At 40.6% G+C, this 19571-nt stretch carries 17 protein-coding genes; 7 read left to right on the forward strand and 10 right to left on the reverse strand.

Going from position 1 to position 19571, the window contains the following annotated elements:
* The first annotated feature begins 73 nt into the window (after positions 1-73).
* The 4 genes from AC57BQ_RS17130 to miaA all read left to right on the forward strand — a co-directional run bounded on the left by AC57BQ_RS17130 (position 74) and on the right by miaA (position 3965).
* Positions 74-640 carry an L-threonylcarbamoyladenylate synthase gene (locus AC57BQ_RS17130; RefSeq protein WP_496407445.1) on the forward strand — a complete coding sequence of 189 codons (567 nt, stop codon included), beginning with the start codon at positions 74-76 and terminating at the stop codon, positions 638-640.
* A 189-nt stretch (positions 641-829) separates the two neighbouring features.
* On the forward strand, positions 830-2248 hold the full coding sequence (locus tag AC57BQ_RS17135) for a CCA tRNA nucleotidyltransferase (RefSeq protein ID WP_496407446.1): 1419 nt from the start codon (positions 830-832) through the stop codon (positions 2246-2248).
* Positions 2249-2282: 34 nt separating this feature from the next.
* Positions 2283-2942, forward strand: coding sequence for an IS1096 element passenger TnpR family protein (locus AC57BQ_RS17140; RefSeq protein ID WP_496407447.1), 660 nt, complete (start codon positions 2283-2285; stop codon positions 2940-2942).
* Positions 2943-3047: 105 nt separating this feature from the next.
* Entirely contained in the window at positions 3048-3965 is a 918-nt protein-coding gene (gene miaA, locus AC57BQ_RS17145) for a tRNA (adenosine(37)-N6)-dimethylallyltransferase MiaA (protein ID WP_496407448.1), read from the forward strand.
* On the opposite strand, the gene rfbA is transcribed toward miaA, so the two are convergent.
* Positions 3960-4820, reverse strand: a complete 861-nt coding sequence (rfbA, locus tag AC57BQ_RS17150; protein ID WP_496407449.1) for a glucose-1-phosphate thymidylyltransferase RfbA — start codon at positions 4818-4820, stop codon at positions 3960-3962. The genes miaA and rfbA overlap by 6 nt on opposite strands.
* Positions 4821-5231: 411 nt before the next feature.
* On the opposite strand from rfbA, the gene cysD reads away from it, so the two are divergent.
* Entirely contained in the window at positions 5232-6137 is a 906-nt protein-coding gene (gene cysD, locus AC57BQ_RS17155) for a sulfate adenylyltransferase subunit CysD (protein ID WP_090467578.1), read from the forward strand.
* 118 nt (positions 6138-6255) lie between these two features.
* Complete coding sequence (gene cysN / locus AC57BQ_RS17160; RefSeq protein ID WP_496407450.1) at positions 6256-7500, forward strand: sulfate adenylyltransferase subunit CysN; 1245 nt, start codon at positions 6256-6258, stop codon at positions 7498-7500.
* 432 nt (positions 7501-7932) lie between these two features.
* On the opposite strand, the gene rfbD is transcribed toward cysN, so the two are convergent.
* The 9 genes from rfbD to AC57BQ_RS17205 form a co-directional block, all read right to left on the reverse strand.
* Positions 7933-8799 carry a dTDP-4-dehydrorhamnose reductase gene (rfbD, locus tag AC57BQ_RS17165; RefSeq protein WP_496407451.1) on the reverse strand — a complete coding sequence of 289 codons (867 nt, stop codon included), beginning with the start codon at positions 8797-8799 and terminating at the stop codon, positions 7933-7935.
* Positions 8800-8840: 41 nt separating this feature from the next.
* Positions 8841-9395, reverse strand: a complete 555-nt coding sequence (rfbC, locus tag AC57BQ_RS17170; protein ID WP_496407452.1) for a dTDP-4-dehydrorhamnose 3,5-epimerase — start codon at positions 9393-9395, stop codon at positions 8841-8843.
* A 104-nt stretch (positions 9396-9499) separates the two neighbouring features.
* Positions 9500-10585 (reverse strand): mannose-1-phosphate guanylyltransferase, encoded by a 1086-nt coding sequence (locus AC57BQ_RS17175; protein WP_496407453.1) that lies wholly within the window; start codon positions 10583-10585, stop codon positions 9500-9502.
* A gap of 130 nt (positions 10586-10715) precedes the next feature.
* Complete coding sequence (locus AC57BQ_RS17180; RefSeq protein WP_496407454.1) at positions 10716-12125, reverse strand: UDP-glucose 6-dehydrogenase; 1410 nt, start codon at positions 12123-12125, stop codon at positions 10716-10718.
* A 104-nt stretch (positions 12126-12229) separates the two neighbouring features.
* Positions 12230-13213 (reverse strand): UDP-glucuronic acid decarboxylase family protein, encoded by a 984-nt coding sequence (locus AC57BQ_RS17185; protein ID WP_496407455.1) that lies wholly within the window; start codon positions 13211-13213, stop codon positions 12230-12232.
* Between the two features lie 23 nt (positions 13214-13236).
* Positions 13237-14163, reverse strand: a complete 927-nt coding sequence (gene fcl, locus AC57BQ_RS17190) for a GDP-L-fucose synthase (RefSeq protein WP_496407456.1) — start codon at positions 14161-14163, stop codon at positions 13237-13239.
* Between the two features lie 8 nt (positions 14164-14171).
* Positions 14172-15287 (reverse strand): GDP-mannose 4,6-dehydratase, encoded by a 1116-nt coding sequence (gene gmd, locus AC57BQ_RS17195; protein WP_419701195.1) that lies wholly within the window; start codon positions 15285-15287, stop codon positions 14172-14174.
* Between the two features lie 151 nt (positions 15288-15438).
* Positions 15439-16683, reverse strand: coding sequence for a WcaI family glycosyltransferase (locus AC57BQ_RS17200; RefSeq protein WP_496407457.1), 1245 nt, complete (start codon positions 16681-16683; stop codon positions 15439-15441).
* Positions 16684-16907: 224 nt separating this feature from the next.
* Entirely contained in the window at positions 16908-18689 is a 1782-nt protein-coding gene (locus tag AC57BQ_RS17205) for a hypothetical protein (RefSeq protein WP_496407458.1), read from the reverse strand.
* A 285-nt stretch (positions 18690-18974) separates the two neighbouring features.
* Between AC57BQ_RS17205 and AC57BQ_RS17210 the strand changes: the two genes are divergently transcribed.
* Entirely contained in the window at positions 18975-19547 is a 573-nt protein-coding gene (locus tag AC57BQ_RS17210) for a WcaF family extracellular polysaccharide biosynthesis acetyltransferase (RefSeq protein ID WP_496407459.1), read from the forward strand.
* Positions 19548-19571 lie beyond the last annotated feature (24 nt).

The following is a 19571-nucleotide window of genomic DNA, read 5'->3' on the forward strand; positions in this document are numbered from 1 at the left end:
AAGAATCAAGAGGAAAAAATATTTAACTATTTTCCTGGTTCTTGACTCTTGGTTCTAATAAAATATACCAACCATGCTTAAAGACGAAGTTGCCAAAGCGCTTAAAATAGTACAGGAAGGCGGCATTATCCTGTACCCTACAGATACCATTTGGGGTATTGGCTGTGATGCCACTAATACCGAAGCCGTGCAAAAGATATATCGCCTAAAACAGCGCGATGAAGCCAAAAGCATGATCATTTTGCTGGATACCGAAAACAAACTGGAAAGCTATGTACAGGAGGTTAATGCCCTGGCTTATGATCTGATCGAGTATACCGAAAACCCTTTGACCCTGGTTATGCCAGGTGCAAAAAATATTTCACCGGCTTTAATAGCTCCTGATGGCAGCATCGGTATCCGGGTTACCAGTCACCAGTTTTGCCAGCAATTGATACAGCGATTGCGCAAACCTCTGGTGTCAACCTCGGCTAATATCAGCGGGAAACCATCCCCGCAGTATTTTTCACAGATCGATCAGGAGGTTATTGATGGTGTTGACTATGTGGTTGATATTGATCAGCATAGCAAAGAAATTAAAAACCCATCAACCATTATGAAACTGGCTCCCGATGGCCGGTTTGAGTTTCTACGCAGGTAGAAGAGAGAGTCAAGAGGTTAGAATCAAAAGACAAGACTAAAGCGCAAATTAAAAGGTATAGCGACTTGTCTTGATTCTTGACTCTTAGCTCTTGATTCTTTTTTTATGTTTTAGAACTTAGGATTTACCATTACCTTTGACCTTCGTTTTAGAATTTAGGTTTTAGAACTCAGAATTTTATTAAGCTACATGAAAGCCCACCTTCAGCACCCTGTATTTTCTATAATATCAAAACTTGCGGCGCAGCACAATCTGCAGGTTTATGCTATTGGTGGCTTTGTGCGCGATATTTTCCTTAATCGCCCTTCAAAAGATATCGACATTGTAATTATAGGTAACGGTATTGCTTTTGCCGAAGCTGTGGCGACTAAACTGAAAGTAAAGGTAGCCGTGTATAAAAACTTCGGGACAGCATCCCTTAAATATCAGGACCTGGAAGTGGAGTTTGTAGGTGCCCGTAAAGAATCATACCGTCGCGATTCCAGGAAACCCATCGTAGAGGATGGCACTTTGGAGGACGATCAGAAACGCCGCGATTTCACCATCAACGCACTTGCTATTTCCCTGCACCCGGATACTTTTGGTGATCTGCTCGATCCGTTTAGCGGCATAGCCGACCTGGAAAAAAAACTAATTCGGACACCGCTTAACCCGAATGAAACCTTTTCTGATGATCCGCTGCGTATGATGCGGGCCATCAGGTTTGCTACACAGCTCAATTTCCGGATAGATGATATCGCCGTAGAAGCGATCAGGAACAATGCCGACCGCATCAGCATCATATCGCAGGAGCGCATTACCGACGAGTTGAACAAGATCATTTTGTCGCCGGTGCCATCTATAGGTTTCAACTATTTATTTGATACCGGCCTCTTGCATAAAATATTTCCGTTAATGGCCAACCTGTACGGCGTTGATTATATTGACGGTAAGGGTCATAAAGATAATTTTTATCATACCTTGCAGGTATTGGACAATATTTGCGAAACCACGCCCGATCTTTGGCTGCGCTGGGCCGCTATATTACATGACATTGCCAAACCGGCCACCAAACGTTTTGAACCCAGCCACGGCTGGACATTTCATGGCCATGAGGATCGTGGTGCACGCATGGTACCAAAAATATTTGCCCAGTTAAAACTGCCGCTTAACGAAAAAATGAAGCAGGTGCAAAAACTGGTACAACTCCATTTGCGCCCTATTGTATTATCACAGTCTATTGTTACCGATTCGGCTGTACGCCGGTTGCTTTTTGAGGCAGGAGATGATATTGAAGGCCTGATGCTGTTGTGTAAAGCAGACATCACCACCAAAAACGAATATAAAGTAAAAAAGTATCGTAACAATTTTGAGCTTGTTCAACAAAAGTTAAAAGATGTTGAAGAGCGCGATAGCATCAGAAACTGGCAACCACCCGTTACCGGTATTGATATTATGCAGCTTTTTGGCCTTAAAGAGGGTCGTGAGGTAGGAATTATCAAAAATCAGATACGAGAAGCCATACTGGAAGGCGAAATTCCAAACACCCGCGAAGCGGCTTTAAACTTTACAATTGCCAAAGGTTTAGAAATTGGCTTAAAAGTTGTGGCAGACACAAAATTGAATTAAAAGATTATTTTTGTCCCCAAAATTCACAAAAACAATGGCACTATACAGGTTCAGGGTAACTTTCGAAGATTATGATGATGTGATGAGAGAAATTGATGTTAAATCAAATCAAACCTTCGAGGATCTCCACCGCGCAATACACCAGTCAACCGGTTACAATCCCGAGTTTTCATCTTCTTTTTATATCAGTAATGATCAATGGACAAAGGGTGAAGAAATTACTTATTTACCCAATCAAAAAAGGATTGACCGTGGCGTATCATTAATGAGCAATGTAAAACTGCTGAGTTTTATTGACGATCCGCACCAAAAATTTTACTACACTTTTAATTTCGATCGTCCTTTTGATTTTCACGTCGAACTGATGAAGATCATCCTTGACGAAACACCGGGTACAACTTATCCAGCCGTTATAAAATCCGTTGGCGAAGCGCCAAAACAATTCGGTAACGTATTTAACCCAACCGTATTGCCGCCTGTAAACGAGGATTTCGACTTCCTGAATGAGATGGCTTTTACACCCGAGGATGCTGAGGATTTTTCGGAAGTAACAGACACAGAAGTTGACGAGCTGCCGGAAGAAAAACACGAGGCCGAAGAGGAAGAAGAAGATGAATTTGGCAACGAATTTGCCGACGACGAAGGCTTTGATGAAGAAGATCGCCCGCACCGTGGTGGTGGCGATGATTATTAATTAGTTGCTTCGCAGTTCATGGATCATGGTTAATGGTTCATTGTCAGGGAATATAGATTTTTCATGGCCTTGAAAAAACCGACTATGATCTATGAACCATTAACTATGATCCCAAAAAACAAAACCCTTATTGTAGTTGCAGGCCCTACGGCTGTGGGTAAAACGGCAGCAGCCATTGAACTGGCCAAACATTATCATACGGTAGTGGTATCTGCCGATTCCAGGCAGTTTTTTAGGGAAATGAGTATTGGTACTGCCAAACCCAGTGAGCAGGAGTTAGTTGCTGTAAAACATTATTTCATCGATTCGCATTCTATAACCGAACCATTTTCTGTAGGCGATTTTGAAAAACAAGGGCTTGCTTTGCTGGATGAATTATTTAAAACACATGACCAGGTGATTTTGGCCGGAGGTTCTGGTTTATATATTAAAGCGATATGCGAAGGTTTTGATGATCTGCCAACAGCCGATCCTGCTATCCGGGAAAGATTAAACCAGGAACTGGAAGAAAAGGGTCTCGCTCATCTGCAACAGCAATTACAATTGGCCGATCCTGTTTATTATAACGAGGTAGATTTGGGTAATCCGCAACGCATCATCAGGGCTTTGGAGGTTTTTGAAAGTTCGGGTAAACCTTTCTCCTCATACCGGCAGGCTACCGTAAACAAACGTCCCTTTAATATCATTAAACTGGCACTTAACTTGCCTCGTGAGGTATTATACAACCGTATCAACCACCGGGTTGACCTCATGGTGCAACAGGGCTTATTAGCCGAAGTAGAGGCATTACTCCCCTCCCGTCATCTCAACGCACTGAACACCGTAGGCTATGCCGAACTGTTTGATTATTTTGATGGTAAAACCAGTCTTGAAAAGGCTATTGAAATGATAAAACAAAATACCAGGCGATTTGCCAAAAGACAACTCACCTGGTTTCGTAAAGACAATGCTTTTCACTGGTTTCAGGCCAGCGATGCAAATGTACTCGATCAAATGACCGGTACTATTGATACAGTTTTATGATAGCAGGCTTTGCAAGTAAACACCATAGCCGCTCTTAATATATTTAGCTACCAACACTTTTAACTGTGTATCATCAATAAACCCACGACGGTAAGCTACTTCTTCAATACAACCAATTTTGGTCGACTGGCGTTTTTCAATCACGCGTACGTATTCGGTGGCATCGCTTAGGGAATCAAAAGTTCCGGTATCCAGCCAGGCTGTACCTTTATCCATTACCCCTACGTGTAAATTTCCCTGCTCCAGGTAATATTTATTCACATCAGTAATTTCATATTCTCCGCGTGGCGAAGGTTTAAGATCCTTGGCTATCTGGATAACGCTGTTATCATAAAAATACAATCCCGGTACCGCGAATTTGGATTTTGGCGCAGTTGGTTTCTCTTCAATTGATACGGCTTTAAAGTCCGCGTCAAACTCCACAACACCATATCTTTCCGGATCGGCCACATGGTAGGCAAAAATAGCCGCGCCATCCACGTCATTAAAGCTGCGTATCAATTCGCTAAAGCCCGTACCGTAAAATATATTGTCGCCCAGTATCAGCGCAACCTTATCGTTACCAATAAACTTTTCGCCAATTACAAATGCTTGTGCCAGGCCGTTTGGTTTTTCCTGTATAGCATATTCAAATTTACAACCCAACTCGGCTCCATCACCCAGCAGGCGTTTAAATCCTTCGTTATCTTCGGGGGTAGTGATGATCAATATCTCCCTGATATCGGCTTGCATTAAAACCGATAATGGATAATAGATCATAGGCTTATCATAAATCGGCATCAGCTGTTTACTTATTGCCCTGGTAATTGGATAAAGCCTGGTACCTGATCCTCCCGCTAAAATAATTCCTTTCATTAGATTGATTTGTATTATAGATTTTTAAAAGTAGTTATTTTTTACGCATAACCTATGCGTAGGTTGCTATAATAACATATTTTAACGGTAGAATATTATTATTGCCGCTTAACTTCATTTACTTTAATATACTAATAACATATTCGTCATATTTCCTGTCGATGTCCCGATTTTAGCACCCACTGAAATTTATAATGAGGATTGCTAATTTTCAGGTTTAAAATAGATTAGATAACGATAAAATGAGCATAATTTGCTAATATTGCAGTTTGATTGCCAAATACTACTATTTAGGTGGATTTAGCGGGTTTTTCATCAATATAAATTGTTTTTTAAAGGAGATGAAGCTATCATGAGCCGGTTTAACCATTCCGGTTTGTGCGCTTTAACTCAGGATGGTTTCATTTAAACATGCACAAATATTATCTTACTCATCTGCAGGAATTAGAATCAGAGGCCATATACGTTATACGTGAAGTTGTAGCCCAGTTTGATCGTCCTGCTATATTGTTCTCTGGCGGAAAAGATTCCATTGTGGTAACTCATCTTGCCCGTAAAGCTTTTTGGCCCGCCAAAATCCCTATGCCCCTTATCCATATTGATACCGGTCATAATTTCCCCGAAACTATGGCTTTTAGGGATAACCTGGTGGCCGACCTGGGCGTACAGCTCATTGTAGGTTCGGTACAGGAGTCTATTGATAAAGGTCGTGCTGTTGAGGAAAGCGGTATTAACGCGAGCCGTAACGAATTACAAATAGTTTCATTACTGGATACAATTGAGAGCCACAAGATCGACGCGGCTATTGGCGGTGCACGCCGCGATGAAGAAAAAGCACGCTCAAAAGAACGTTTCTTTTCGCATCGTGATGAATTTGGCCAGTGGGACCCAAAAAATCAGCGACCAGAGCTTTGGAATATTTTCAACGGCCGTAAACGCATGGGCGAACATTTCAGGGTATTCCCAATAAGTAACTGGACGGAGATGGACATCTGGAATTATATCCTGCAAGAAAACATAGCTATTCCCTCCCTTTATTTTGCTCATAACCGCGAAGCTGTTTACCGTGATGGTACCTGGCTGCCGGCATCAGAGTTTTTAGTATTGCGTGATGGCGAAAAAGTGGAGAACAAACTGATGCGTTTCCGCACTTTAGGAGATATCACCATAACCGGTGGCATCGAATCAGACGCGGATACACTGGAAAAAATAGTAGCAGAGGTATCAGCCACCCGCAGCACCGAACGTGGCAACAGAAGCGATGATAAGCGCTCTGACACCTCAATGGAAGACAGAAAAAAACAAGGTTATTTTTAAAGAGAGTATCAAGTAGCCAGTATCAAGTATCAAGACAGCTTCATTAAACGGAGTTGATCATTTTTAAAAATCGTGATACTTGATACTAGCTACTTGATACCCACCACCACATAAAAAAATGGAACTATTACGTTTTACAACAGCCGGCAGTGTAGATGATGGAAAAAGCACGCTTATTGGCCGGTTATTATATGATTCCAAATCGATATTTGAGGATCAGATGGCGGCCGTAAAACAGTCGAGCGAAAGAAAGGGACTACAACACATTGATCTTTCTTTATTGACCGACGGTTTACGTTCTGAAAGGGAACAGGGCATTACCATTGATGTTGCCTACCGCTATTTTGCCACCCCTAAACGTAAATTCATCATTGCAGATACCCCGGGACATATCCAATACACCCGCAACATGGTTACCGGTGCTTCTACAGCCAATTTAGCTTTGGTGCTGATAGATGCCCGTAAAGGTGTTGTGGAGCAAACCTGCAGGCACTCTTTTATCGCTTCGTTATTAAAGATACCGCATATTATTGTGTGCATCAATAAAATGGATCTGGTTGATTATTCCGAAGAAGTATTTAACAAGGTAGTGGAACAATACGAAGATTTTGCGGCCAAGATAGATGTTACCGACATTCGTTATGTACCCATCAGCGCACTGGAAGGTGATAACGTAGTAAACGATTCTGTAAATATGCCATGGTATAAAGGCGAAAGCCTGCTGCACACCCTGGAAACAATCCATATAGGCAGCGATGAGAACCACTCAGACGCCCGCTTCCCGGTACAAACCGTGATACGCCCACACGCGGCCGAATATCATGACTACCGTGGCTATGCAGGTCGTATAGCAGGTGGCATATTTAAACCGGGCGATAAAATCACCGTTCTGCCATCGGGTTTAACATCATCAATCAGATCTATCGATACCTATTCCGGTCCGGTTGCAGAAGCTTTTGCGCCCATGTCTGTATCTATTACGCTGGAAGACGATATTGATATCAGCCGCGGTGATATGATCGTAAAAGATGACAGTGAACCCGAAGTAAGCCAGGACCTGGAAGTAATGCTTTGCTGGATGGGCACTAAAGGGCCACGCCCCGGCGCTAAATACCACTTAAAAACCACCACCCGTGAGGTAATGGCTATTATTAAAGAGGTAAGCTACAAACTGGACATCAACACCATGGAAAAGCTGGAAAATGCCGGTGACATCAAAATGAACGAGATGGCCCGTGTACGCCTGCGTACTACCCAGCCTGTTGTATTTGATGAATATCGCAAAAATCGCATCACCGGCTCGCTCATCCTGGTTGACGAGGCCACTAACGAAACCGTAGCCGCAGGAACAATACTGGTTTAGTCCCCTGAAGAGGGTAATGGCTCATGATTAGAGAACATAAGTCAATAATATGATAAAAAGCGGGGCTGTCACCCTGAGCTCCGTCGAAGGGTAGAGCGCAGAGGTCACATCACCATGCTTCGACGGAGCATGACAGCCTTTTTTGGCAAATGTCTTATCATGGGCTATTACTCTTCCGTGGGGAGGGAATTAAAAATGACATTTTTTATCCCAAAAACATGGTTTACACTGTAAACCGTTTTTTATGACAAAATAAAAAATAATTAATTGATAATCAATTAATTAAATAAGTGTAAACCATAAAAAGTGTAAACCATGTAAACCCACTTTTCTAACAAAATGGGACACTTATTTAGGATTAAAAAAACAAAGCCATGTTTCTTTTGAGAAACATGGCTTTGTTTTTTATGATGCTAATCAAAAGCTCCCCCTTTAGGGAGTTGGGGGGCTAAGTCTTTCTAAACAGGTTATCAGGCTATCCCGCCAGTAAGGTATCTGGATATTAAAAGTAGTTTTGATCTTTGCTTTGTCCATGACCGAAAATGCCGGACGAGTTGCCCGTGTTGGATATTCGCTGGTACGTATCGGATACGTTTTCACCTGGGTTGCTGACAGATCAAATATCCCTTTTGCAAAATCATACCATGAGGTTACTCCTTCATTGCTGTAATGGTAAATTCCAAAACTTTCGCTGCCCGATGCAATGATATCTAATATAGCAGCAGCCAGATCAATAGCATAAGTAGGCGTACCTACCTGGTCGGCTATAATTTTCAGCTCATCACGTTCAGCGCCTAATTTGAGCATGGTTTTTACAAAATTATTACCATACTCAGAGTATAACCAACTGGTACGAATAATGAAGTGCCGGGGTAATAGGGTTACAACATCCTGCTCCCCTTCTAATTTAGTAAGGCCGTATATGCTTATAGGGTCAGCTATATCAGTTTCAACAAGCGGATAAGGCTTATTACCCTTAAAAACAAAATCTGTTGACGTATGAACCAGTATAGCGCCATATTGCTTACAGGCCTGCGCCAGGTTGGCTGCTCCGGTCCTGTTTATTTTACGGGCCATATCTACATCGTCCTCTGCCTTATCAACGGCGGTGTAGGCGGCACAGTTAATGACGTAAGCCGGTTTGTATTGTTCAAATACTTTTGATATAGCATCAGTATCCAGGATATTGGCTTCTGTTTCAGGGGGGAAAATGATGGAAGTTATACCTTTTTCGTCCGAAACTTTTTTAAGGCATTGCCCCAGCTGCCCGGAAGCCCCAAAAACCACAATGTTTTGCATATCAGTATTTATCTAAATTAAAAATTTATTGATGTTCAGCATTAAAACCCAAAGTCGGTAACATCCTTCAGAAAAGGTAGTTCTTTGTCTTTATCAGATACGTTGAGTTCGGCACCGGTTAGTTGCCAGTTGATGTTCAGGTCAGGATCAGCATAGTGCAAGCCTCCTTCAGATTGCTTATTATAACCATTATCGCATTTGTATTGAAATATAGCGGTATCGCTTAATACGATAAATCCATGCGCAAATCCCCGCGGAATAAAAAACTGATGATGATTTTCCGCAGATAATAATACACTATAATGCTGGCCATAAGTTGCCGATCCTTTACGCAAATCTACCGCTACATCCAATACTTCGCCCTGTGTTACCCTTACCAGTTTGGCCTGCGCGTGCTCACCCTTTTGTAAGTGAAGACCACGAAGTACCCCTTTGGTTGAAAACGACTGATTATCCTGTACAAAATGAACCGGGTGCCCTACAGCATTATTAAAAGTTGTTTCATTAAATGATTCAAAAAAATAGCCCCTATCATCATTAAAAACACGCGGGGTTAACACAATAAGCCCGGCAATCGGGGTTGGAGTAATGGTCATATAATTATTAATGTTTTGCACCGGTATTAACCCGGATAGTGCAAAGCTATTAGATATTATTAAAGCTGTAGGATATTATTTAAAATGAACAGGGCATGCTGTTATTAAATATACTTAGTACCAAATTTGGCTTTTACATCAGCCACTACCTGTTTTACATTCTGTTCCTGATCACGCGGACAGATCAGCAGGGTGTTGTTAGATTCTACCACGATAAAGTCATGCAGTCCCTGCAGTATCACCAGTTTCTCGCCCGGTACGTTCACCATGCAGTTGGATGAATCATACATGATCACCTTTTCTGAGGGGATCACTACATTACCTACATAATCCTTCTCACCCAGGTCATAGATCGAAGCCCATGTACCCAGGTCGCTCCAACCAAAGGCCGATGGCAGTACATACACATTGTCCGCCTTTTCCATGATCCCGTAATCGATCGAGATATTGATACATTGCTGATAGGCTTTATGCACATAACTCTTTTCCTCTTCGGTATTATAAACCGGCCGTGCTTCTGCAAAGATCTCATGCATCTCGGGCAAATGACGACCGAAAGCTTTTACGATTGCCTTAGCCGACCATACAAAGATGCCCGCGTTCCATAAAAAGTCACCGCTCTGGATAAATGTTTTGGCTATTTCCAGCGTGGGTTTCTCGGTAAATGTTTTTACTTTATGAAAATCCTGGTTGATGGCCTGATCGGTATACTGGATATAGCCATAACCTGTATCCGGACGTGAGGGTTTGATACCCAGAGTGATCAGACTATCGGTTGATGCCGCTGTTTGCAGTGATTTTTCGATGGCACTCACAAAGGCATCCTCGTCCAGGATCTGCTGATCTGAAGGGGCTACCACGATAACCGCCTCCGGGTTCAGGCTTTCGATCTTAAAGCAGCCATAGGCAACGCATGGTGCGGTATTACGCATCACCGGCTCGGTCAGAATCTGGCCATCGGCCATGTCCGGTAACTGCTGTTTCACCAGTTTGGTGTAATTCTCGTTGGTCACCACATAGATGTTTTCTTTGGGGCATACTTTCAGAAAACGTTCATACGTGTTTTGGATCAGGGTTTTTCCTGTACCCAGGATATCTATAAATTGTTTGGGATGCGATGACCGGCTTATGGGCCAGAAACGGCTCCCGATGCCGCCTGCCATGATGATCGCATAATTGTTTTTATTCATCGGTAGTAAGGGGGGTTAATAACATGTAATAGATGTTGTATACAATATCCGGATTAAAAATACGGAATAAAAAAGCAGTTACGAATTTCGCAACTGCCGGTAAACTTAAATTACTTCAGGGTGCAATAGATCACTTCTCTAAAACATTAGTACCTATTGACCTTACCTGGAATCCTATAGCCCTTAATTTATCGGCGTCAAGCAAATTCCTTCCGTCAAATATTTTAGCGGGTTTTAACATATTATCATAGATCCTTTGCCAGTCATAACCTTTAAATTCATCCCACTCGGTTAAAACAGCAATAGCATGCGAACCTTTGCAGGCCTCATAAGGATCTTTAAAAACACTAACTCCTTTTTTATTCTCCTCCTGCTCGCGGGTACGCAGATAATCCAAATCAGCATACACCTGGCTTTCCGGAACTTTCGGGTCATAAACAGCAATATCGGCTTGTTCATGTAATAAATGATCGGCTACATAAATAGCTGCCGATTCCCGGGTATCGTTTGTATCTTTTTTAAACGCCCAGCCTAAAAATGTTATTTTTTTGCCGTTAACTGTGTTATACAGGTTCTTGATGATCTGGTTGGCAAACCGCCTTTTCTGGTGGTCATTCATAATAATTACCTGCTCCCAATAATCAGCTACTTCCTGCAACCCATAGCTACTGGCTATATAAACCAGATTTAAAATATCTTTCTGGAAGCAAGAGCCACCAAAGCCTACCGAAGCTTTTAAAAACTTTGAACCAATCCTGCTATCTGTTCCAATTGCTCTTGCAACTTCATTAATATCCGCTTCTGTTTGTTCGCAAATTTCGGTAAGTGAGTTAATGGATGATACACGTTGTGCCAAAAATGCGTTAGCTGTTAGCTTTGACAACTCTGACGACCAAACATTAGTGGTTAATATACGCTCTCTTGGGATCCAGTTAGCATACACATCAACCAGGGCCTGTACAGCTATTTTACCTTCCGGGGTGCTGTCGCCGCCTATTAATACACGATCAGGAGCATCCAGATCTTCTATAGCTGTTCCCTCGGCTAAAAATTCTGGGTTTGATAGTATCTGAAACTGAACATTGTTACCTGTATGGGTAAGGATGTCTTTTATGGCACTTGCCGTTCTAACAGGCAAGGTGGATTTTTCAACAATAATTTTATTATCCTTGGCAACGCTCGCAATCTGCCTTGCACAAAGCTCAATCCACTTCAAATCAGCAGCTTGCCCTTTACCGGCGCCATAGGTTTTGGTTGGTGTATTAACAGATATAAATATCATTTGGGCTTCGTCGATGGCCTTGTCTACTTCGGTAGAAAAAAACAAATTACGTCCGCGCGCCTCAGCTACTACTTCGCTTAAACCAGGTTCATAAACAGGGATATTTTTTGTATCCTCATCATTCCAGGCTGCAATGCGTGCCACATTCAAATCCACTACGGTAACTTGAATATGTGGGCATTTTTTAGCAATTACTGCCATGGTTGGGCCACCTACGTACCCTGCTCCAATACAGCAAATCTTCGTAATATTTTTCATGTAGTTTAATTGTTAATGTTAAATGTAATACACCCGGATCATATCCACCTTCATCCGCTATATTACGATTGTTTTATGCTTCTTATATAGTATGGTAGTGTATGTTATTTATTATAGTATGCAAAATCTTTGTGGTTTATTTCTTTTTCGGGCAGGGATTTAAAATAATCCAGCGTGATCTTTAAACCCTCGCTTCTGGATACTTTGGGCTCCCAGCCTAAAATAGCTTTGGCCTTGGTGATATCCGGCCGGCGTTGTTTAGGGTCATCAACAGGCAAAGGCAGGCTGATGAGTTTTTGATCGGTACCGGTTAGCTTGATGATCTCTTCGCCAAATTGTTTGATCGTGATCTCATCCGGGTTGCCGATGTTCACCGGTTGTGCATAATCACTGTGCAACAGGCGGTAAATACCTTCAACCAGGTCATCCACATAACAAAATGAACGGGTTTGTGAACCATCGCCAAACATGGTTAATGATTCGCCCCTTAAAGCCTGGCCAATAAAGGCGGGTAATACCCGTCCGTCATTTAAGCGCATACGCGGGCCATAGGTATTAAAGATCCTTACGATACGGGTTTCCAGCCCATGAAAGGTATGGTAAGCCATGGTAATGGCTTCCTGAAAACGTTTGGCTTCGTCATAAACACCCCTTGGGCCTACCGGGTTTACATTACCCCAATATTCTTCGGGCTGAGGGTTAACGTTCGGGTCGCCGTAAACCTCCGATGTAGAGGCGATCAGCATCCGGGAACCTTTGGCACGGGCCAGTCCCAGCAAATTATGTGTACCCAATGAACCCACCTTTAAGGTTTGTATCGGTATTTTTAAATAATCAATAGGACTTGCCGGCGAAGCAAAGTGCAATATGTAATGCAATTCGCCGGGAACATATACAAATTTGGATACATCATGGTTATAAAACTCAAAATTCTCCAGTTTAAACAAGTGTTCAATATTACGCAGATCGCCGGTGATCAGGTTATCCATGCCAATTACATGGTAGTCTTCTTTTATGAACCTATCGCACAGGTGCGAGCCCAGAAAGCCGGCTGCTCCGGTTATTAATATCCGTTTACGAGTTGACATATTTAATTGTTCCTCTGACTTATTTATATTTTAGAAAGAAAATCCTGATAAGCTAACTTTATACCATCTTCTAACTCAATAGTATGTTTCCAGCCTTTGCTATGCAGTTTAGATACGTCCATTAATTTTCTTGGAGTTCCATCTGGTTTCGAGGTATCAAATTTAATCTCACCTTCATAGCCAACTATTTTTTTGATGAGCAGGGCCAGATCCTTGATCGACAGATCTTCACCTGTACCAATATTCACCAAACCGGCCTCGTCATAATTCTGCATCAGGTAATAACAAGCTTCAGCCAGGTCATCAGCAAATAAAAATTCGCGCATTGGTGAACCTGTACCCCAGAGAGTAACATCAGACGATTCCTGCACTTTCGCTTCGTGAAAACGACGGATAAGCGCAGGCAATACATGCGAATTTTGCGGGTGGTAGTTATCGTTATAACCGTACAAATTGGTAGGCATTACCGAAATAAAATTACACCCGTACTGGTCACGATAAGCATCGCACATTTTTATACCTGCAATTTTGGCTATGGCATAAGGTTCGTTGGTATGTTCAAGCAATCCTGTTAGCAGATACTCTTCTTTCAAGGGTTGCGGAGCCAATTTGGGGTAAATACAACTTGAACCCAGAAACATTAGTTTTTTCACCTTATTAACATAAGATGAATGAATAACATTGTTCTGGATCTGCAAATTTTCATACAGAAAATCTGCGCGGTATGTATTGTTAGCAATAATGCCACCTACTTTAGCTGCAGCCAAAAATACGTAGTCAGGTTTTTCAGTATCAAAAAACTCCGTAACTGCTCGCTGATCACGAAGATCTAACTCGGACGAATTACGGGTTATTATATTATCAAACCCTTCTTTATGTAATTTTCGATATATAGCAGACCCAACCATGCCCTTATGGCCTGCTATATATATCCTGGAATTTTTATCCATTATATCGTTTATTCGAACTGGTTTCTAATAGCGTAGCCTGAATCCTTTAACAATTTCTCTCTTCTGAAAAGATCCACATCAGATGCAACCATTTCTTTTACAAGGCGCTGCAGATCATATTTAGGCTCCCATCCCAATTTTGTTTTTGATTTTGTAGGATCACCTATTAAGAGATCCACTTCGGTTGGGCGGAAATATTTTTCATCAACGGCAACTACTTCTTTACCAATTTCAATTTGGAAATCAGGATTTGCACAACTTACTACATAACCCTTTTCTTTTGCACCTTCACCTTTAAATTCAACAACTATTCCAACCTCTGCAAAAGCCAGTCGAACAAACTCGCGCACTCTTGTGGTTACACCAGTAGCAATAACATAATCTTCAGGTGTTTCTTGTTGCAGGATCAGATACATCGCTTCAACATAATCTTTAGCATGTCCCCAATCTCGTTGTGCATCAAGGTTACCTAAAAATAATTTATCCTGTAAACCCATCGCTATTTTAGCTGTTGCTCTTGTTATTTTACGGGTTACAAATGTTTCGCCGCGCAAAGGGCTCTCATGGTTAAATAAGATGCCATTACAAGCATAAATGCCGTAAGCTTCCCTGTAGTTCACGGTTATCCAGTAAGCATACATTTTGGCCACCGCATATGGGGAACGAGGATAAAAAGGGGTAGTTTCTGACTGTGGAACAGCCTGAACCAAACCATATAACTCAGACGTAGAAGCCTGGTAAATTTTTGTCTTTTTCTCTAATCCTAAAATACGGATAGCCTCTAATAAACGTAATGTTCCGATACCATCAGCATTAGCTGTATATTCCGGCGTATCAAAACTTACCTTTACGTGAGACATTGCACCCAGGTTATAGATCTCATCGGGTTGAACCTGCTGAATGATACGTATTAAATTGGTGCTATCACTTAAGTCACCATAATGCAGTATCAACCTTTGGTCATCATCATGAGGATCCTGATACAAATGATCAATCCTATCGGTATTAAACAAAGAACTACGGCGTTTAACGCCATGCACTTCGTATCCTTTAGCTAATAACAACTCTGTTAAGTAAGCACCGTCCTGTCCGGTTATACCTGTAATGAGGGCAATTTTTTTCATAGTTTATATAGTAGTGACTTAAAATATTTAAACATCAACACCACAAAGTTCAGTTTTTTTTGACTATTTACATAATTAGCATTAAAAACCCTGCAATATAGCATTAAATCTGCTATTTAATTAATATTTTCATAAAAAAACAAGGACATTGTTAAATAATGTTACCAATAAAATCTCCCATAACATTATCTATACTGAGAAATCTTAAAGCGTAATCCCTCGCATTATTTCTTTTTAGTTCAATATCCGAATTCGTTTGAACTTCACCAATGGCTTTTGCAAGCAGTTCTTCATTTTCAGGTTCAACAATGTAACCCACATTATACTTGCTTACAACATTATACAATGATGTGCCTTCAGAAGAAGTAACCATGCAAACCCCACCTACAGCCAGAATAGTTGTTAGCTTTGATGGCATCACCAGGTCACTTGCGCCCGCTTTCTGCAAAATAAGGTGCAGATCGGCCATATTTAAAAACTCATTAAACACTTCTTTTTCCTGAACTGGTAAAAACTGCACATTTTCGAGCCCGCGCTCATTGGCTGTTTTAATAAGCTTGTCTTTATACGGGCCAGAACCACAAATTATAAATTTAATATTTTTTACATCAAGCAAAATCTCGGCAACCTTCAATATGCTATCAAGCCCTTGCTTTTCACCTATTGCACCAGAGTACAAACAAACTATATCATTTGTTTGATACCCCCACTTATTTTTTAATAAATGACGCGATGGAAGCGGAAAGAAAAGGGTAGTATCAACCCAATTCGGAAAAAACAAGATGTCCTTATCAACTTTAGCCCTTATTTTACCGATCATTCCTTCAGAGATGCTACTTACATGATCAGCTTTCGTCAATATATCTTTTTCGATTTTAAATATATAGTCAAACAGCTTTTTGCTCGATAGCATGTTCAAATCCTGTGCCGCTTCAATCTGAAGATCCTGAATATGGTAAAGTAATTTACCTCCATTTAATTTTCTAAGCATTAAACCTAAATAAGCTAAATGAAAAGGGGGCGCAACAGTAATGATCAGATCATACTTTTTACGAGTAATTACCAATTGAAGGATTTTCCAGAACATGGATGACCAAAACGAGAAGTCCTGAATCATTCTTTTTTTCCCGGTCGGATCTGCGGGTACGTATGACGGACAGCGGAATACTGTTAACAAATTACCATTTTGGGGGTACTTGATCACCTCCTTTTTATACCAGCGATTTTTATAAGGCGGCTGTACTTTCCAATATGGATAATAAGGGTATGTAGTAACAACAGTGCAATCGTATCCGTTCTTTGCCAACCAATCAATCATTTCGCCGTTATACTTACCGATGCCGGTTGGTTCAGGAGAGAAATTGTGGCTGATGAGAAGAATTTTTTTTTTACTCATCTTTAAATTAGAATACCAATAATTACTTTTTATATTATAAATTTTTCAATTTTATAATACCAAAAGTAAATTTATTTGATCAAATAACCGTAAATTTTATTAATTTTTATTGTATAAACTTTTCCACCATAATCATTACGTCTATCAACAGTCAATCTTTTTAAAGATATTATCCCATTAACAACAGGTATGATAATTAACTTTTAATGCGTTTAAAATTTGAGTTACTTATAAGAATTCGCCTTATACATCAAGTTTGTTTTAGTATCTACATTCTGAAAAAGCTTGTACTGGCCGGCAAATGATCCGTTTTTGGTTTGCTTACCCAAAACCTGTATGTTAGGGGCTAAAGAGAATACAAATACATCGCCGGGGTTAGGTGTCTGGGTAAAAGTACCCATAACCCCAATATTATCAGCATCGTATCTGAATACCCGTTTTACTACAAATTTATTACTCTTATTAGCTGTATAACCAATAGCATTAGGAGTTACCTGCCTGGAATTTTTATCACGAACAAATGCAGTGTATGGAACTGTTACGGTATTATTATCAACCACATTCCCAACAGTCATTTTTATTGAATTGGCAGGAGAAAACAACGCGGTGCGTGCTCCGTTTGTACAATTCCAGATATTAGATCCTATTTTGATTGAATCTGTACCTTTATTAAAAGCTATGCTTAATAATGATTGTGAGGTAGTACCTGTGGTATTAAAAGTATTACCATCCATATATATTACCCGTGGACTGGCATTAAGCGGTCCATTAAATGTGCTATTCAATAATTGTAATACATTTAAACCACCCGCATTTGTCATAGCGGTAATGTTGGAGTTCCTGATTATTGTTGAATCCAGTACTTTATCGGGTTCACAGTAATATTTAAATGTAGTTCTATTGATCATTAATTTTTTGCCCTGGCCTAAATATGCAGCAGGTGCATTTAAGTTTGAAATGGTAGCTCTAATAAACCCATAAAGTTCAAATCTGCCATTTCGGATACTTACTGCATATTTACCTGTCCAGCCATTAAATGGAAGAAAGGTAATATCATTCATCACTAAATTTTCCATTGTGGTAAAATTGTCCCTGTCCAAACTTATAATTCTTGGTGCCCCTACACCTCCTTTTAACAAGCCATCGGGCCATCCAGAATCATAACTGTTAACCAGCTTTCTGTCCAAATAAATGGTTCCTGAAGCCGCATTTATTGTTTTAACTTTAGCATATTCAAAATATCTTGGGTCGGGCGGAAATCCACCAAAATCTTCATGATGCAGCCCATAGAGCAGCACCCAATCGCCCACGTTAAAGTTACCGGCATCCTGCGGGCTTATGGTTTTTATAAGATTTGTTTTAGCCTGGGCGCTATTTATTTTATAACCATAGCTAACGTCGGATATGTTTTTAACGGTGTAATAATTATTATCCACATTATCAAAACATGAAGGAGAATAAAGACCGGCGTTGGCATGCGGGGATCCTAATGGATCAATAGCCCCGTGCGTACAGATCACATTACAACCATTTCCGTTAACGGTAAGGTTTTTAATGCCGCTTATCCAGTTGTTAAAGGAGGTTAGATAAGTTCCCGGCTGCATTTTTAAAATGACTTTTTTACCATTTAATGCCCGGGCCTTTTTATTAAACGCAATAAATGCATTGGTACAATCAGTACCGTAAGTAATGCCCGCACTGCTTACAGAGGTCATAGCATTAGCACTCAGGCTAGCTGATGAGCCCGAGTTCACAGATGAGATCTGGGCTATTAAAGTATTGCCCCCTGCACCAGCCCCTGTAATATAAATTTGCTTACCAACATCGCTTTTTTTAAATGCTCCACTTGGGCTTGTTAATACTGAACTCCCGGCATTAATATTGCCATCTGACAGGACAACGCCATCGGCTTTTGCCCCATAAAACTCCAGGCTTAGTGTAGTACTTTGAGCATGCGCTTTACAAATTTGAACTACAACTAAGAAAATAAAAATTGCTTTTTTCATTAGAAATTTATTTACTAATTTATCGCAGGAGTTATATGATAAACTAAAGTATTAACGTACTTATTGTATTTTAAGGTTAATTTAGCTGTGATAAAAAATCAATCCGTTTTATAACAATCAAATAGATTTACATATTTGTGCAACAATTAATTTATTCGATTTGAGCAATAAACAAAAGGAGCCTCTTTGTGTTTTCTTTTTTTTATAAATAAATTCTCTCTCTTAATTTATACTGCAGACATACAATAATAGTACATTACATCAACAACCCGATAACAATTATTAATGATTCCGGAAAACATTCAATCAAAAGTCAGGCTTAAGGATTTTAATCCTGCAACAAATTTTGACCGTAAGGCATCCAAGTTAAAAGTAGTAAGCTGGTATTTATTTAAAATGGTGTTTTTTCTGACCGCTTTCCCCTTCCCTAACGCGCTTAAAAAGTTTCTTTTAAAATTATTCGGAGCCAAAGTGGGCACCGGCGTGGTTATTAAACCCCGTGTAAATATTCACATGCCATGGAACCTTGAAATTGGCGATGATGTATGGATAGGTGAAGAAGTGTTTATATTAAACTTTGATAAAGCTGTAATTGGCAGTAATGCATGCCTCTCACAAAGAGCATTTTTGTGTGGTGGTAACCATAATTACCTTGATCCAACAATGCCATACCGCAATGGTCCAATCACCATTGAAGATGGTGCATGGGTTGGTGCAAGCTGTTTTATTGGGCCTAACGTTACAGTGGGTGTAGATACCATAGTAACCGCAGGTACAATTGTTGTATCAAGTTTACCCGCCAATAGCATATATAAGGGCAACCCCGCAACCTTTGTAAAAAACAGGTGGAAGAACTAAGCAAAAACGCTTATCAGAACATGC

It is taken from the genome of Mucilaginibacter sp. BGA-UO-ETr-C110, assembly GCF_059567985.1.

Bases quoted from the DNA above. Each gene is read 5' to 3' on its own strand.
- AC57BQ_RS17130 (WP_496407445.1), top strand. From the start codon at position 74: ATGCTTAAAGACGAAGTTGCCAAAGCGCTTAAAATAGTACAGGAAGGC.
- AC57BQ_RS17135 (WP_496407446.1), top strand. From the start codon at position 830: ATGAAAGCCCACCTTCAGCACCCTGTATTTTCTATAATATCAAAACTT.
- AC57BQ_RS17140 (WP_496407447.1), top strand. From the start codon at position 2,283: ATGGCACTATACAGGTTCAGGGTAACTTTCGAAGATTATGATGATGTG.
- miaA (WP_496407448.1), top strand. From the start codon at position 3,048: ATGATCCCAAAAAACAAAACCCTTATTGTAGTTGCAGGCCCTACGGCT.
- rfbA (WP_496407449.1), bottom strand. From the start codon at position 4,820: ATGAAAGGAATTATTTTAGCGGGAGGATCAGGTACCAGGCTTTATCCA.
- cysD (WP_090467578.1), top strand. From the start codon at position 5,232: ATGCACAAATATTATCTTACTCATCTGCAGGAATTAGAATCAGAGGCC.
- cysN (WP_496407450.1), top strand. From the start codon at position 6,256: ATGGAACTATTACGTTTTACAACAGCCGGCAGTGTAGATGATGGAAAA.
- rfbD (WP_496407451.1), bottom strand. From the start codon at position 8,799: ATGCAAAACATTGTGGTTTTTGGGGCTTCCGGGCAGCTGGGGCAATGC.
- rfbC (WP_496407452.1), bottom strand. From the start codon at position 9,395: ATGACCATTACTCCAACCCCGATTGCCGGGCTTATTGTGTTAACCCCG.
- AC57BQ_RS17175 (WP_496407453.1), bottom strand. From the start codon at position 10,585: ATGAATAAAAACAATTATGCGATCATCATGGCAGGCGGCATCGGGAGC.
- AC57BQ_RS17180 (WP_496407454.1), bottom strand. From the start codon at position 12,125: ATGAAAAATATTACGAAGATTTGCTGTATTGGAGCAGGGTACGTAGGT.
- AC57BQ_RS17185 (WP_496407455.1), bottom strand. From the start codon at position 13,213: ATGTCAACTCGTAAACGGATATTAATAACCGGAGCAGCCGGCTTTCTG.
- fcl (WP_496407456.1), bottom strand. From the start codon at position 14,163: ATGGATAAAAATTCCAGGATATATATAGCAGGCCATAAGGGCATGGTT.
- gmd (WP_419701195.1), bottom strand. From the start codon at position 15,287: ATGAAAAAAATTGCCCTCATTACAGGTATAACCGGACAGGACGGTGCT.
- AC57BQ_RS17200 (WP_496407457.1), bottom strand. From the start codon at position 16,683: ATGAGTAAAAAAAAAATTCTTCTCATCAGCCACAATTTCTCTCCTGAA.
- AC57BQ_RS17205 (WP_496407458.1), bottom strand. From the start codon at position 18,689: ATGAAAAAAGCAATTTTTATTTTCTTAGTTGTAGTTCAAATTTGTAAA.
- AC57BQ_RS17210 (WP_496407459.1), top strand. From the start codon at position 18,975: ATGATTCCGGAAAACATTCAATCAAAAGTCAGGCTTAAGGATTTTAAT.